The organism is Hymenobacter yonginensis (genome assembly GCF_027625995.1).
In the GTDB taxonomy this organism is placed as follows: Bacteria; Bacteroidota; Bacteroidia; order Cytophagales; family Hymenobacteraceae; genus Hymenobacter; species Hymenobacter yonginensis.
In genome coordinates, this window is record NZ_CP115396.1 from 574,853 (window position 1) to 589,126 (window position 14,274).

12 protein-coding genes are annotated in these 14,274 nt (G+C 61.2%); 8 read left to right on the forward strand and 4 right to left on the reverse strand.

What is annotated here, in order from left to right; all coding sequences use genetic code 11:
* The first annotated feature begins 166 nt into the window (after nucleotides 1-166).
* Both O9Z63_RS02560 and O9Z63_RS02565 read left to right on the forward strand, forming a co-directional pair.
* The gene (locus O9Z63_RS02560) at nucleotides 167-2,380 is read left to right on the forward strand and encodes a peptidase domain-containing ABC transporter (protein ID WP_270127720.1); all 2,214 of its coding nucleotides are present in this window, start codon (nucleotides 167-169) and stop codon (nucleotides 2,378-2,380) included.
* A 50-nt stretch (nucleotides 2,381-2,430) separates the two neighbouring features.
* On the forward strand, nucleotides 2,431-3,708 hold the full coding sequence (locus O9Z63_RS02565; protein ID WP_270127722.1) for an HlyD family efflux transporter periplasmic adaptor subunit: 1,278 nt from the start codon (nucleotides 2,431-2,433) through the stop codon (nucleotides 3,706-3,708).
* 107 nt (nucleotides 3,709-3,815) lie between these two features.
* On the opposite strand, the gene O9Z63_RS02570 is transcribed toward O9Z63_RS02565, so the two are convergent.
* Complete coding sequence (locus O9Z63_RS02570; protein ID WP_270127723.1) at nucleotides 3,816-4,400, reverse strand: DUF6799 domain-containing protein; 585 nt, start codon at nucleotides 4,398-4,400, stop codon at nucleotides 3,816-3,818.
* A gap of 161 nt (nucleotides 4,401-4,561) precedes the next feature.
* Between O9Z63_RS02570 and O9Z63_RS02575 the strand changes: the two genes are divergently transcribed.
* Nucleotides 4,562-5,020: a MarR family winged helix-turn-helix transcriptional regulator gene (locus O9Z63_RS02575; protein ID WP_333490332.1), complete on the forward strand. Its 459-nt coding sequence runs from the start codon at nucleotides 4,562-4,564 to the stop codon at nucleotides 5,018-5,020.
* Between the two features lie 51 nt (nucleotides 5,021-5,071).
* The gene (locus tag O9Z63_RS02580) at nucleotides 5,072-5,719 is read left to right on the forward strand and encodes a YceI family protein (protein ID WP_044013636.1); all 648 of its coding nucleotides are present in this window, start codon (nucleotides 5,072-5,074) and stop codon (nucleotides 5,717-5,719) included.
* Nucleotides 5,720-5,815: 96 nt separating this feature from the next.
* Here the strand turns inward: O9Z63_RS02580 and O9Z63_RS02585 are convergent, their stop codons facing one another.
* From O9Z63_RS02585 to O9Z63_RS02595, 3 genes are all read right to left on the reverse strand, one after another.
* Complete coding sequence (locus O9Z63_RS02585) at nucleotides 5,816-6,592, reverse strand: hypothetical protein (RefSeq protein ID WP_270127724.1); 777 nt, start codon at nucleotides 6,590-6,592, stop codon at nucleotides 5,816-5,818.
* A 48-nt stretch (nucleotides 6,593-6,640) separates the two neighbouring features.
* Nucleotides 6,641-7,198, reverse strand: coding sequence for a hypothetical protein (locus O9Z63_RS02590; protein WP_270127725.1), 558 nt, complete (start codon nucleotides 7,196-7,198; stop codon nucleotides 6,641-6,643).
* Nucleotides 7,199-7,295: 97 nt separating this feature from the next.
* Nucleotides 7,296-9,524 carry a S9 family peptidase gene (locus O9Z63_RS02595; RefSeq protein ID WP_270127726.1) on the reverse strand — a complete coding sequence of 743 codons (2,229 nt, stop codon included), beginning with the start codon at nucleotides 9,522-9,524 and terminating at the stop codon, nucleotides 7,296-7,298.
* A gap of 211 nt (nucleotides 9,525-9,735) precedes the next feature.
* Between O9Z63_RS02595 and O9Z63_RS02600 the strand changes: the two genes are divergently transcribed.
* The 4 genes from O9Z63_RS02600 (at nucleotide 9,736) to O9Z63_RS02615 (ending at nucleotide 14,234) form a co-directional block, all read left to right on the forward strand.
* Nucleotides 9,736-10,017: an ATP-dependent Clp protease adaptor ClpS gene (locus O9Z63_RS02600; RefSeq protein WP_044013626.1), complete on the forward strand. Its 282-nt coding sequence runs from the start codon at nucleotides 9,736-9,738 to the stop codon at nucleotides 10,015-10,017.
* A 96-nt stretch (nucleotides 10,018-10,113) separates the two neighbouring features.
* On the forward strand, nucleotides 10,114-10,728 hold the full coding sequence (gene recR / locus O9Z63_RS02605; RefSeq protein WP_187315005.1) for a recombination mediator RecR: 615 nt from the start codon (nucleotides 10,114-10,116) through the stop codon (nucleotides 10,726-10,728).
* 156 nt (nucleotides 10,729-10,884) lie between these two features.
* A complete protein-coding gene (locus tag O9Z63_RS02610) occupies nucleotides 10,885-12,954 on the forward strand; it encodes a glycosyltransferase family 2 protein (RefSeq protein WP_270127728.1) in 2,070 nt (689 codons plus the stop codon).
* Nucleotides 12,955-13,013: 59 nt separating this feature from the next.
* A complete protein-coding gene (locus tag O9Z63_RS02615) occupies nucleotides 13,014-14,234 on the forward strand; it encodes a pyridoxal phosphate-dependent aminotransferase (protein WP_270127729.1) in 1,221 nt (406 codons plus the stop codon).
* Nucleotides 14,235-14,274: the final 40 nt, after the last annotated feature.

The following is a 14,274-nucleotide window of genomic DNA, read 5'->3' on the forward strand; positions in this document are numbered from 1 at the left end:
AATATTATTTATCCGTTATATTTGCCGGAACACCAAAGTCCCAATTGTAGACTTCGGGGCCTGATGCACAGGTTTTCGGAGCTGCAGCGCCGGGCAATGGTTGCCGCTATCCAGTCTGTCTGGCGCCATAATCAGGTCGAGTATTCTTCTAGCGTTACCCTTACCCATGTTTCCTTTCTACAAGCAGCAGCATGCCGCCGATTGCGGCAGCGCGTGCCTGAAGATGATAGCCAAGCACTACGGCCGGCCGTGTGCGGGCCTGAAAGCCGCGCCGGCTGAACAGGCTGCCAGCCAGCAAAACCCCTTCAACAGCCTGAGCAAAACGGCCGAGGAAATGGGGTTCCAGACGCTGGGCGTGAAGATGAGCTTCTGCCGGCTGGCCACCGAGGCCACCATCCCGTGTATTGTGCAGTGGGAGCAGCGGTTTGTGGTGGTGTACGGCTTCCGGAAGCCTCGTTTCCGCAACCAGGACCACGCCCGCACCACCGTGCTCGTGGCCGACCCGGCCCTGGGGCTGCTAACGTATTCCTACGAGGAGTTTCTGGCCGGCTGGCTGGTAGACCGGCCGGTGGGCGTTAGCCAGGGGCAGGTGCTGCTGCTGGAACCCACCCCGGAGTTTTACCTCGACAAAGAATTAAGAGAAGATCAGCAGGTGGGCATGAAGCAGGCGTTTTCCTACCTGCTCAAGTACAAGAAGCTGCTGTGGCAGCTGCTGTTCGGTATCGTGGTGGGCTGTGGCTTCCAGCTGATACTTCCGTTTCTGGCACAGGCCGTGGTAGATGTGGGGGTGAACACCCACAACCTCAGCTTTGTGTACCTGATTCTGATTGCCCAGGTAACGCTGCTGGTCAGCCAGAACGTGGTGGACTTTGTGCGGGGCTGGATCATTCTGCACATCAGCGCCCGCATCAACGTGCTAGTGCTGTCCGGTTTTCTGTCGAAGCTGCTGCGGCTGCCCGTATCGTTTTTTGACGTGCGCCAGCTCGGCGACATCATGCAGCGCTTCCACGACCACGAGCGGATCGAGGTGTTTCTGACCAACACTCCGCAAAGCACGCTGTTTTCGGCCCTGAGCATTGTGGTGTTCGGTACCGTGCTGTGCATCTACGACAGCACCATCTTTTTCGTATTTCTGGTGGGCACGGCGCTGTATGTGCTGTGGGCCATCATGTTTCTGAAGCGTCGGCGCGAGATTGACGCGCTGCGCTTCAAGGCCCAGGCCCGCAACCAAAGCTCCATCATTCAGCTGGTGCAGGGCATCAAGGAAATCAAGCTGGCCAACTCCGAGCGGCAGAAGCGCTGGGAATGGGAGAAGATTCAGGCCTCGCTGTTCAAAATCAACCACGAGGGCCTAGCCGCCGTGCAGTACCAGAAAGCCGGGGCCGTCATCATCAACGAGGGCAAAAACATCCTGATTACGTTTCTGGCGGCCAAAGCCGTTATCAACGGGCACATCACGCTGGGGGCCATGCTCACGGTGCAATACATCCTGGGCCAGCTCAACAAGCCCGTCGAGCAGATCATCCTGTTCACCCAAACCTGGCAGGATGCCCAGATCAGCATGGAGCGCCTGAACGAGATTCACCACCTCGACGACGAGGAAACCAGCAACGACTTCAGTTTGCAGCAGCTACCGGCCGAGCACTCTGTCAGCCTTAAAAACGTGGACTTTGCCTACCCAGGTTCGGAGGCGCGGCTGGTGTTGTGCGGCATCAGCCTGCACATTCCGGCCGGCAAAACCACGGCCATTGTGGGGGCCAGCGGCAGCGGCAAAACCACCCTACTTAAGCTGCTGCTGAAATTCTACCAGCCCACGCACGGCAAAATTCAGGTCGGCCACGTCAACCTGGCCCAGATCAGCCAGGAGGCCTGGCGCCGCGAGTGTGGCGTGGTGACGCAGGAGGGCTTTATTTTCTCGGATACCATTGCCCGCAACATTGCGGTGGGCGAGGAGCAGCCCGATGCCAACCGGCTGATGCAGGCCGTACACATTGCCAATATTCAGCCCTACATCGAGTCGTTGCCGCTGGGCTTCAACACCCAGATTGGCACCGATGGCAGCGGCATGAGCCAGGGCCAGCGCCAGCGCCTGCTCATTGCGCGGGCCGTGTACAAAGACCCCGCCTTCCTGTTTCTCGACGAGGCCACCAACGCCCTGGACACCCAGAACGAAACGGCCATCCTGCACAACCTGGAGCAGTTCATGCGGCACCGCACAGTGGTGGTAGTGGCGCACCGCCTGAGCACGGTCAGGAGCGCCGACAACATCATCGTCATGAACCAGGGCAGCATTGTGGAGCAGGGCACCCACGACAGCCTCATTGCGCAACAGGGCTACTACTTCTCGCTGGTGAAAAACCAGCTGGAGCTGGACGCCTAGCCCCCGGGCGGCCCGCATTTTTTAGCGTTTATCAGGTAAGAAACTGCCGTATGGAGATAGTGCACAGCGAAGAACTAGAGGAAATTATTTCCAACCAGCCGCATTGGTTTATCCGGTTGGGAACCGGCTTGTTTTTGGTGTTGCTGGCGGGCCTAGTGGTGCTGAGCGGCCTCGTGAAGTATCCCGTGATGGTGCGGTGCTCGTTTGCCCTCACATCGGCCAACGCGCCCAAGCCCGTGGTCAGCAAAACCGACACCCGCCTCACCACGCTGCTGGTGCACGACCGGCAGCAGGTGGCCGGCCAGCAGGTGCTGGCCTACCTCGAAAACTCCGCCGACAATGCCCACGTGCTGCAGCTGGCGGCCTACCTCGACTCGCTGCACCGCCTGGGGCCGGCCGGCCACGGCCGCCTGCGCGAGCGGGCCTACTTCCCCGAAAAGCTGGGCGAGCTGCAGGCCAGCTACCAGGCCTTTGCCCAGGCCTACTCCCAGTACCGCAGCCAGCACAGCCAGACATTCTACCGCCAGAAGCAGGCCATGCTGCGGGCCGAGCTGCAGAACCTGCGGCGCATCGGGCAGAACCTAGCTCAGCAAAACAAGCTGTACGCCAGCGACCTGGCCCTTACGCATGCCGAAGTGCAGGCCCAGCGCACCCTGGCCCGGCAGGGCGTCATTGCCTCGTCGGATTTCCGGCGCGAGGAAAGCAAGGAGCTGGCCAAGCAGTTTCCGCTCAAGCAGGTGGAAGGAGCGGTGCTGGCCAATGTGGCGGCGCAGCAGGCCAAGGAAGAGCAGCTGCTGGAGCTGGAGCAGCAGCTCAGCGACCAGGCCAATGCCTACGTTCAGGCCCTCAACACCCTGCGCAGCGCCATTGATACCTGGAAAAGCCGCTACGTGCTGCAGGCGCCGGTGGCGGGCCGGGTGCGCTTTGCCCGGTTTGTAGAGCCCGGGCAGGTAGTGCGCGCCAACGAGGAAGTGTTCTACATGGAAGCCGCGCCGGTGGCCTACTACGGAGCCATGTCGGTGCCGCAGCAGAACCTGGGCAAGGTGCAGGTGGGCCAGCAGGTGCTTATCCGCCTCGATGGCTACCCGTTCAGCGAATACGGCATGCTGGAAGGCCGCGTGGCCGCCCTGTCGGCCATTCCAGCCGCCGACAACACGTTTATGGCTAAAGTAGCGCTGCCGCACGGCCTGGTGACCAGCTATGGCCGCCACATCGCCTACCGTCACCGCATCAGCGCGCAGGCCGACATCGTAACCGAGGACATCAGCTTGCTGGCGCGCATTTTCTTCCGGCTCCGCTCTATCTGGAGCGGCTCGGCAGCCGGCTAGATAAATTCCGGCGACGACTTCGCAAGCCGCATAAATGGAAAAAACCGCGCCTGGCCAAGGCCGGGCGCGGTTGCAATCAGAAAGCAAGGCTGACCTTGGAGCGTCTATCAGCGCCCGATCTGGGCATCCAGCTGCTGCAGCTGCTGGTTGAGGCTGTTGATGGCCGCCTGGTTGGCCGGGTTGGGCGTCATTAGGTTGATCTTCTCGGTGAGCAGCTGCACTTTGCGGGTCAGCAACGACGTCAGGTCGTTGGGCGTGCCGATGGCCGTGACGGTGGTGGTGGCCGGAGCAGCTGGCGTGGTACCTTTCTGCACGTAGGGCGTGTATTGCGCGCTGGCGGGCACCGAGTTGTCGCCGCGGGCGGCGGCGGCACTGGCGGGCGTGGCAAACACCACCTCGCCGGCAGTGGTTACGTAGTCGCCTTCGCCGAGCGTCGTTTTCTTGCCGGTCGGAAATTCCACAATACCGCTCTTATAATTTACCTTCGTACCGTTGGGAAGTACTACGTTTTTGGTGAGCGGCGTCAGGCGCGTGCCTTGCCGGAGCAGCACTTCGGCGTTCTGCATCACATACTGGTCGGTGCTGGCAGCAGCGGCGGCGGTTTTCGGCGCGGTTTTCGTTTGGGCGGTGCCGGCATGCGGTGCAGCCACGGCCAACAGTGCCGTAACGGCTAGAAAAGCAAAGGTTTTCATATACTGAAGTGCTTGAAATGGGGGAAGGCTTCTGCTTACGGAAGCCTGCGCCAAAAGGCTGGGACGCTCAGCCACCCAAAAAGAAAAAATATTTCACGGGAACAAATGTTGCTACATAGAATGTATGTACATATATTTGCAACATCATTTCCCCGCAGCGAATGCCGGCCATGAAAATTGAGGACGAAATCAAGCAGACAGTTTTCCGCGACTCCCATCAGAAAGCCCACATCAATGTGATGTACACGGCGGGCTGGCTGGGGCAGCGGCAGGCCGCGGCTTTCAAATCGTTTGGTGTTACGCTGCCCCAGTTCAACATTCTGCGCATTCTACGGGGCCAGCACCCCAAGCCATCCACGGTCAACCTGCTGATTGAGCGGATGCTGGACAAAACCAGCAACGCCTCCCGCATCGTCGACAAGCTGGAAAGCAAGGCCCTTGTAACGCGTACCGTATGCCCCAGCAACCGCCGCGCCGTGGACATCTGCATCACGGATGCCGGCCTGGAGCTGCTGCAGCGCATGGATCTTGTGATGCAGGAACAGCCCATCGGGCTGCACAACCTCACCGAAGAGGAGGCCACGCAGCTCAGTGCCCTGCTCGACAAAATCCGGGATTAGGCTCCCACTCGTTTCGTTTACTCCCCACACACCTTTCTTTTTTCAAAAACCATGAAAAAGCTCCTTTTGCCCGCTCTTATTGCTGTTTCGCTGTTGGCCGCTCCGGCCTACGCCGGCAACCCTGCCACGGCTGCTGCCGCTGCCCGCACCAGCAAAGCTGCCGATAAGTCGTACAAGCTGCAGCCGCAGCTGAGCACGCTGGGCTGGGTAGGCAAAAAAGTAACCGGCCAGCACAACGGCAACATTCAGTTCAAAGACGGTACCGTGCTGGTGCGCGGCACCCAGATTGTGGGCGGCATGTTCACGGTTGACATGAACTCGCTGAAAGTGGAGGACATCAAGGAAGCCGAATACAACGGCAAACTGGTGGGCCACCTGCGCTCCGAGGACTTCTTCAGCATCGAGAAGAATCCTACCTCGACGTTCAAAATCACGAAAGTAGCCGCCCTGAAAGGCGACGCGGCCGGCAACAACGCCACCATCACCGGCGACCTGACCATCAAAGGCATCACCCAGAGCATCAGCTTCCCCGCTAAAGTAGGCGTGAAAGGCGGCGTAGCTTCGGCCAGCGGCACCGCTACCATCGACCGTACCAAGTTCGACATCAAGTACGGCTCCAAGTCGTTCTTCGAAAGCATCGGCGACAAGGCCATCATGGATGACTTCACGCTGAGCTTCAACGTTATTGCCAAGCAGTAATTCTGCTGGCGGAATGCCGTTGAATGGATGATTCGGCATTGTGTTAAAAAGCCCCTCTGGCAGCTGCCGGAGGGGCTTTTTTTGTGCGTCTGGCTTTTACTGGTTGCGGCTCTGGCGTTCCAGCATCTGCTGGTGCAGCGTGTTGGCGAGGGCCGGGGAAGGTTGCCGTACGGGGGCCACGGCCAGGTTGCGCAAATCGAAGCGCAGCCAGTAGGTGCCGTCGGCATAGGTATATTCCCGGTCGTGGTTGGTGTCGGGGCGCACTTCCACCAGTAGCAGGCTGGTGCCGGGCAGCAGCAGGCGGCCCTCCAGATGGGTGCCGTCAGGGGTGAGCTGGCGCAGCTGCTGGCCGCTGCGGTCCGATACGAAAAGGGCGCTGGCGTCTTCCTGGTCCTGGTGGCCGTCGGCGTTGGTATCGGCCTTCAGAATGGTGTAGAACAGGTAGGGCCAGCGGCTGTCGGGCTTCTTTGCGTCGTCGATTTCGGTGACAACGAAGCGGCCGTGCGGCAGCAGCGTCTGCTGGGCCTGCGCACTGCTCCGCCGAAAGAACAGCACGTTGTAGCAGGTGCCCACAATACGGTCGGAGCTGCTGCTTGCGCCATCATAATAGGAGCTGCTTTCCAGCAGGCGGGTGGTGCGGCTGTTATCCTGCGCCACCACCGATACAGGTTGGTAGTAATAGTCGGTGCTGTCGAGGCTGACGGGCGTGTTGTAGTGCACGCGGTACTGCTGGGCGGCTTTGCGTACGGCGGCCGTATAGGGCGCCGCCTGGGTGGCCGGGGCATTGGCCGGGCGCCCAGCGGGGCCGTCGGACGAGCAGGAGGGGAGGGCGCCGAGCAGCAGCAGGGCCGGCAGGTAGCGGAATAGGGGCATAGCGCGGATATTTTCCGGCAAGTAACCGGTTATTCCGATACTGCCCAGCTACTCCGGCAGCACCAACTCGCGGGGCAGCTCGAACTTGAGGCTGCGGCTTTTGGTGCGGGCGTGCAGCTGCTGCAGAAAGTCGTCGATTTCGGCTTTGTACTCCAGCCACAGGTCTTCGTGCAGGTTGTTGAGCACGAGCTGGGCCGTGCGGGCCGCCAGCCGGGCCGTGCCGGTGTAGAAGCCGGCGTACATGCTCTCAAACTGCCCTGTGTAGTTCTCAAAGATGTGGCGCAGGGTGTAGAGGTTCAAATCCACTTCCAGGCGCTTGTCTTTGGTGATGCGGCGGGCGCGGGCCACTTCCTTGGTGGCTTTGCCCAGGGCCTTGGTGAGGCTGCGGTTAAGCAAACGGCCGGTAGCGCCCACCGCAAACAGTTCGTGAATCTGGTCGGAGGCCTGCTCGAACACGGTTTCGGTGGTCACGTCGGGCAGCAGCTCGTAGCAAAGCGTGTCGTAGAGCTCGGCGTCGCGGCGGGCGGCGCGCAGCAGCAGGGCCTCCTTTTCCTTGTCGGACAGCTTCTTGAGGGCGCGCTTGAATTCGGCGGACGGAACGGGCATTTCTGAGGAATTAAAAATTAAGAATTGCGCATTAAAGATTGGCTGGTTTCACCAACAGTGTCGGCCAGTCAATCTTTAGTGCGCAATTCTCACCGGGCTACAGATTGTCGTCGAAGTAGTCGGTGATTTTCTGGTAGAGGTGCACCCGGTCTTTGCCGCCGACGTTGTGCGGATGTCCTGGGTACACGAAGTAGTCGAGCTGCACGCCCTTGTCGACGGCGGTTTTCAGGTAGTCGAGGCTGTGCTGCCACACTACTACGTCGTCGATGGTGCCGTGGATGAGCAGCAGCTTGCCTTGCAGCTTGTCTACGTAGTTGAGAAGGTTGGCCTGGGCGTAGCCGTCGGGGTTTTCCTGGGGCGTGTCCATGTAGCGCTCCGTGTACATGATTTCGTAGAGGCGCCAGTCGATGACTGGGCCGCCGCCCACGCCTACTTTGAATGTGCCGGGGCTGCGTGTCATCAGCGTGGTGGTCATGAAGCCGCCGAAGCTCCAGCCGTGGATGCCGATGCGGGCCGCGTCTACGTAAGGCAGACTTTTGAGGTAGTCGACCCCCTTGAGCTGGTCCTGCATTTCCACGGTGCCCAGCTGCCGGAACGTGGCCCGCTCGAAGGCCGAGCCGCGGTTGCCGGAGCCGCGCGAATCCACGGTGAACACCACGTAGCCTTTCTGGGCCATCAACTGCATCCAAAGGTTGGATCCGCCCAGCCACGAGTCCGTAACGAGCTGCACGTGCGGGCCGCCGTAGAGGTACACCACGGTCGGGTATTTCTTGGCCGGGTCAAAGTTGGGCGGCGTGATGAGGCGGCCGTAGAGGTCGGTCTGGCCGTCGGCGGCTTTCAGCGTCACCATTTTGGTTTCGCCCAGTTGGTACTCGGCCACAGGATTGGGGGCCGTGAGCAGCGTCTGGGTGGTTTTGCCGTCGGCCACGCTCACCGTGCGGATGATGCGGGGCGTAGTGGTGCTGCTGAACACGTCGAGCAGCTGTTTGCCCGAGGGGCTCAGCGTGGCTGTGTGCGTGCCGGTTTCCCGCGTGATTTCGCGCAGCTTGCCGCCGCTGAGCTTCACGGCGTACACCCGCCGCTGCAGCGGGCTGGCGGCCGTGCTCTGGAACACCACTTCGCGGTTGTTATCGGCGAAGCCCAGCACGTCCGTCACTTGCCACGAGCCTTTCGTGAGCTGCAGCGGCTTGCGGTAGCCGCTCAGGTCATATAGGTAGAGGTGGTTGTTGCCGTCCCGCTCACTCTGCCAGAGCGCGTACTTGGCATTGCCGGGCACGAACTCCAGCGGGTGCAGCGGCTCCACGAAATCCTTGTCGGACTTCTCCTCGAACAGCGTTTTCACGAAGGCACCGGTGGCGGCGTCGTACTGCCGCAGCTGCATCTGGTTCTGGCCGCGGTTGAGCACCGCTACGAAGATGCTTTTCTCGTCGGGGCTCCAGCTGATGTTGGTCAGGTACTGCTCCTTAGGTTCGCCGGTTTGCAGAAACACCGTTTTGCGCGTGTTCAGGTCGTACACGCCCACCGTCACCTCGTGGCTTTTGTCGCCGGCCATCGGGTATTTAAACGGCTTGGCCTGCGCCGGCGTCACCGAAATATCCACCAGCGGATAGTCCGTTACCATGGTCTGGTCCATGCGGTAGTAGGCCAGCCGATTGCCGGTGGGGCTCCAGAAGGTGCCCTTCGTGATGCCGAACTCCGAGCGGTGCGCGGCCTGCCCGTTCACAATGGCCGGGTTGGTTTCCTGCGTCACGGCCTCGTTTTCGCGGCCCGCCAGCGACACGTACAGGTTCTGGTCTTTAGTGAAAGCCACCCGCGTGTGAGTAGGGTCCATTTCCACGTTGTCGGCGGCCTGGTCGTAGCCGAAAAGCCTAACGGGAGTGGTCAGGCCCACAGAATTTAGTGCACTGGCTTGTACATGATAGGTTTCGTTGCTAACCGATGTCTTGAATACTTGGTTGTCGGCTGTGATTACGAATTCGCCGCTTTTCACCCAGCGAATCGTGGAGAAAGTTGCTGTTCTCTTCGAACCTGCCGATGCCAAAGAGGCATTAAGTAAAGACAACGGAATAGAAGTGACGTTTCCGGGCTGTTGTAAACTGCTAATGACCAGCTCGTCCTGCTGTTCAGACGTTTTGAGACGCACGTAGCTGTATTCATCTTTCGAGCCCGGAATCCAGGAAAGCTGGCGCAGGTTTTCGGGCTGCAGGCTGCGGTTGAGGAAGGCGTCGGCCATGGTCAGGCGCTTCTGCTGGGCCTGGAGCGCCGGTAGCTGCGCTGCCACCAGCAGAAGCGCCAGCAGCAGCCGGCGCAAAGGAAATGTACGCATGCGTAGGGAAGGGTAGGAAGGTAGGAAAGCGGAAAATTACGGCAGATTTCCCGGAGCCGGCGCGCCGGTCCGCCCGCGGCGGCCGCGCCGGCCGGCCCCGCTGCCGATTCCGGCAAAATGCGGAAACGATTCAGGGCCTGAATCGGTTATAGCAGGCCGGGTGACGTGTTCGCAGTCCGGTTATCTGCCCGTTTTTCCGTATTTTTGCGCCATGAACAGCAAGCCGTTAATCGAGTACGACGAAGACGTACTGCTCCTGGAAGAAACCACCGATGTGCGCGACCTAATCGTGTACAACGACGACGTCAACACCTTCGACCACGTCATCAAAACCCTGATGGACGTGTGCGGCCACCAGCCCGAGCAGGCCGAGCAGTGCACGCTCCTCATTCACTACAAAGGGCAGTGCACCGTCAAGCACGGTGCCTACGAGGAACTGGCCGCCATGTGCACCGCCCTCCACGACCGGGGAATTTCGGCGGATATCCTCTAAATGGCTCAAGTGTTTAATGGCTGGATGGCTGGTCGTTCAACGCGTGAGCAGAACGGCCAGCCATCCAGCCATTAAACAATCCAACAATTCAACTGAATGGAGTTTCCTTCCAAGCTGATAGAAAACGCGGTGGGCGAGCTGTCGAAGCTGCCCGGAGTAGGCAAAAAGACGGCCCTGCGGCTGGCCTTGCACCTGCTCAAGGCCGAAGCCGACACCACGGCCACCCTGGCCGAGGCCTTGGCCAAGATGCGCTTCGAAATCCGCTACTGCGACACCTGCCACAATATTTCCGACACGCCGGAGTGCGCCATCTGCGCCAACCAGCTCCGCGACCATAGCACGGTGTGCGTGGTGTCAGACATCCGCGACGTTATTGCCATCGAGAATACCGGCCAGTACAAGGGCACCTACCACGTGCTCGGCGGCGTCATTTCGCCCATTGAGGGTGTGGGCCCCAGCGACTTGCAGATCGACAGCCTCGTGGCGCGCATGGGCGGGCCGGAGTCGGAAATCAAGGAAGTAATTCTGGCCATCAGCCCCACCATGGAAGGCGACACCACGGCCTTCTACCTCTCGCGCAAGCTCCGCGACTTCGAGGGCGTGCACATCAGCACCATTGCCCGCGGCATTCCGATGGGCGGCGAGCTGGAATACGCCGACGAAATCACGCTGGGCCGCAGCATCGTGGAGCGCCAGCGCCAGGCGCGGTAGCCGGGGAGTTGCAAGCTATAAGCTGCAAGCCGCAAGCCTTCTTTAGGTTTGCGGCTTTTTTGCTGCCTATGGCTTGCACATGGCATTCCGCTTTGGGGGTAAGCTGCAGCTTGTGGCTTATAGCTTGCAGCTAAAACTGCTACCTTTCGGCCCTCTATGCCGCCGCTATCCGTGAAGCTTTCCGTCGTCATCGTCAATTACAACGTCTGCTACTTTCTGGAGCAGGCCTTGCTGTCGGTGCGGCGGGCCACGGAGCGGCTGGGGCAGCCGGTGGAGGTATTTGTGGTCGATAACAACTCCGTGGACGGCTCGGTGGCCATGGTGAAAGCTCGGTTTCCGGAGGTTGTGCTCATCGAAAACAAGGATAACCCCGGCTTCAGCAAAGGCAACAACCAGGCCCTGCGCCAGGCCACCGGCGAGTATCAGCTGCTGCTCAACCCCGACACGGTGGTGGAGGAAGACACCTTCCGGGCCTGCTGCGAGTTCATGGATGCCCACCCCAACGCCGGCGGGCTGGGCGTGAAGATGCTGGACGGGCAGGGCAAGTTTCTGCCCGAAAGCAAGCGCGGCCTGCCCACGCCGGGCGTGGCGTTCTACAAGATATTTGGGCTGGCGCGGCTGTTTCCGACCTCGCGCCGCTTCGGGCGCTACCACCTCGGCTTCCTCGACAAAGACCAGCCCCACGAAATAGACGTGCTCAGCGGGGCCTTCATGCTCATGCGCAAAGCCACCCTCGACCAGGTGGGTTTGCTCGACGAAGACTATTTCATGTACGGCGAGGACATCGACCTCTCGTACCGCATCACGCAGGGCGGCTGGAAAAACTACTACTTACCCGGCACCCGCATCATCCATTACAAGGGCGAAAGCACGAAGCGCACCAGTGTCAACTATGTGTTCGTGTTCTACCGGGCCATGGTGATTTTTGCGCAGAAGCACTTTGCGCCCGGTCGGGCCGGGCTGTTTTCGTTGCTCATCAACGGCGCCATCTGGCTGCGGGCGGGGGCGGCGGTGGCCATGCGGCTGCTCACCCAGGCCGCGCCCATTTTGCTGGATGCCGGTCTGATTTACGGCGGCATGTTTTTCCTGAAAAACTACTGGGAAAACAACCACAAATACGTGCGCACTGACTACCCGCCGGAGTTTATGCTGGTGGCGGTGCCGGCCTACCTGGTGGTGTGGCTGACCTCGGCCTACCTGAGCGGGGCCTACGACCAGCCCACCAAAACGGCCCGCATCGTGCGCGGCATCTTCGTGGGCACGGTCCTGATTTCGGCTATTAGCAACTTCTTCGACGCCTACCGCTTCTCCAAGGCACTAATTATTCTGGGCGGCGTGTGGGCGGTGGTGGCGCTGGTGGGACGGCGCCTGGCCACGCACTTCCTGCGCTACCACGATTTACGCCTGAGTGAAAAGCGGCAGAAAAACGTGGCCATCGTGGGCTCCGGGGCGGAAAGCCTGCGAGTGCGGCACCTGCTGGAGCAGGCGGGCGTGCAGGCCCGCATCATCGGTTTCATCACGCCCGCCGCCGAAGTAGCCGCCGCCGTGCCTGTAGCAGTTGAAGCGCCCGGCGAATACGCGGCCGGGGGCGGCACGGCTACGCTGGCGGCACCTCCGCTGCTCTCGGCCGGGCCCGCCGACGAGGCTTTGGGTGAGGTGCGGCAGCTGGAAGACATCATCCGCATCTACGCCCTCGACGAGCTGATTTTCTGCGGCCGCGACCTGTCGGCCAGCCAGATTATCAGCCTCATGGTGAGCTTGCCGCAGCAGCCGCCTGTGGCCTACAAAATCCTACCCCAGGACAGCGAGTACATCATCGGCAGCTCCAGCAAAGACTCGCCCGGCGACTACTACACGCTGGATATTACCCTGAACCTGTTCCGGCCCGAGCAGGTGCGCAACAAGCGGCTGCTCGACATCTTCACCAGTCTGCTGCTGCTGCTGGCCTCGCCGCTGCTGCTGGGGTTTCAGCAGCACAAGGGCGGTTTTCTGCGCAACTGCGGGCGGGTACTGGCCGGCTCCTGCACTTGGGTGGGGCTGCGCTACGCCGCCGCGCCCCAGCGCCTGGCCCGCGCCATCCTCTCGCCCGCCGACGGCGTGCAGGCCCGCGGCCCGCTCACCGAGGCCACCCGCCGCCGCCTAGAGCTGCTCTACGCCAAAGACTACGAGCCCGGCACCGACCTGCGCATCCTGCTCCGCCGCTTCCGCTGGTTGGGCACCGAGTAGCGCTGCGTTACTTTCGCCGTACTTTTGCCCGCATCCCCACCCCAAATTCCCCCTCCCGCATGTCCGACGCCGCCCCGCTCACGTCTTCCGTTCTCTCCGACCGTATCCTGGCCATGCAGGAGTCGCAGACCATTGCTATGGCCAAAAAGGCCCGCGAGCTGGCGGCGCAGGGCGTGGACGTCATCAGCCTCAGCTTCGGCGAGCCCGACTTCCAGACGCCGCAGTACATCAAGGACGCCGCCAAAAAGGCCCTTGACGACGGCTACACGTTCTACACGCCGGTACCCGGCATCCCGGAGCTGCGCCAGGCTATCTGCGACAAGCTGCAGCGCGACAACCAGCTCAGCTACAAGCCCGAAAACATTGTGGTGAGCACGGGCGCCAAGCAGGCCCTGGCCAACGCCGTGCTCAGCCTCATTAACCCCGGTGACGAGGTGATTGTGTTTGCGCCCTACTGGGTGAGCTACGAGGAGATGGTGCGCCTGGCCGAGGGCACCAGCGTTACGCTGATGGGCTCGTTGGAAAACGATTTCAAGGTGACGGCCGCCGAACTGGAAGCTGCCATTACGCCGCGCACCAAGCTTGTTATGTACTCGTCGCCGTGCAACCCCACGGGCTCGGTGTTCAGCCGCGAGGAGCTGGGCACCATTGCCGAGGTGGTGGCCCGCCACCCGCAGGTGCACGTGCTGGCCGACGAGATTTACGAGTACATCAATTTCGTGGGCGAGCATGTGAGCATGGCGCAGTTTGAGGCCATCAAAGACCGGGTGATTACCGTGAACGGCTTCTCGAAGGGCTACGCCATGACGGGCTGGCGCGTGGGCTACCTGGCCGCCAACAAGGAAATTGCCGGCGCTTGCGAGAAGATGCAGAGCCAGATTACGTCGGGCACCTGCTCCATTGCCCAGCGCGCGGCCCTGGCGGCCCTGCTGGGCGGCCGCAGCTCCGCCGATGAGATGGTGGCTGCCTACCGCCGCCGCCGCGACTTGGTGCTGGCCTTGTGCCAGGAAATCCCCGGTTTCCGCACGCCCACGCCCAGCGGCGCCTTCTACGTCTTCCCAGACGTGAGTAACTGCTTCGGAAAAACCACGCCCGACGGTAAGGTAATCGGCAACGCGTCGGACCTAGCTATGTTCATGCTGCACGACGCCCACGTGGCGGCCGTGGATGGCGGCGCATTCGGAGCCACGAACTGCATCCGGTTCAGCACCGCCGCCGCCGATGAGAAGCTGCGCGAAGCATTCATCCGCATCAAAAACAGCCTAGTAAAGCTGAAGTAGTAGCGGGTGTAGCTCAGGTAGTAGCGCGAACTTTGTAGTT

Excerpts from the sequence above, each read along its gene's own strand:
- O9Z63_RS02560 (WP_270127720.1), top strand. The coding sequence starts at position 167 with ATGTTTCCTTTCTACAAGCAGCAGCATGCCGCCGATTGCGGCAGCGCG.
- O9Z63_RS02565 (WP_270127722.1), top strand. The coding sequence starts at position 2,431 with ATGGAGATAGTGCACAGCGAAGAACTAGAGGAAATTATTTCCAACCAG.
- O9Z63_RS02570 (WP_270127723.1), bottom strand. The coding sequence starts at position 4,400 with ATGAAAACCTTTGCTTTTCTAGCCGTTACGGCACTGTTGGCCGTGGCT.
- O9Z63_RS02575 (WP_333490332.1), top strand. The coding sequence starts at position 4,562 with ATGCCGGCCATGAAAATTGAGGACGAAATCAAGCAGACAGTTTTCCGC.
- O9Z63_RS02580 (WP_044013636.1), top strand. The coding sequence starts at position 5,072 with ATGAAAAAGCTCCTTTTGCCCGCTCTTATTGCTGTTTCGCTGTTGGCC.
- O9Z63_RS02585 (WP_270127724.1), bottom strand. The coding sequence starts at position 6,592 with ATGCCCCTATTCCGCTACCTGCCGGCCCTGCTGCTGCTCGGCGCCCTC.
- O9Z63_RS02590 (WP_270127725.1), bottom strand. The coding sequence starts at position 7,198 with ATGCCCGTTCCGTCCGCCGAATTCAAGCGCGCCCTCAAGAAGCTGTCC.
- O9Z63_RS02595 (WP_270127726.1), bottom strand. The coding sequence starts at position 9,524 with ATGCGTACATTTCCTTTGCGCCGGCTGCTGCTGGCGCTTCTGCTGGTG.
- O9Z63_RS02600 (WP_044013626.1), top strand. The coding sequence starts at position 9,736 with ATGAACAGCAAGCCGTTAATCGAGTACGACGAAGACGTACTGCTCCTG.
- recR (WP_187315005.1), top strand. The coding sequence starts at position 10,114 with ATGGAGTTTCCTTCCAAGCTGATAGAAAACGCGGTGGGCGAGCTGTCG.
- O9Z63_RS02610 (WP_270127728.1), top strand. The coding sequence starts at position 10,885 with ATGCCGCCGCTATCCGTGAAGCTTTCCGTCGTCATCGTCAATTACAAC.
- O9Z63_RS02615 (WP_270127729.1), top strand. The coding sequence starts at position 13,014 with ATGTCCGACGCCGCCCCGCTCACGTCTTCCGTTCTCTCCGACCGTATC.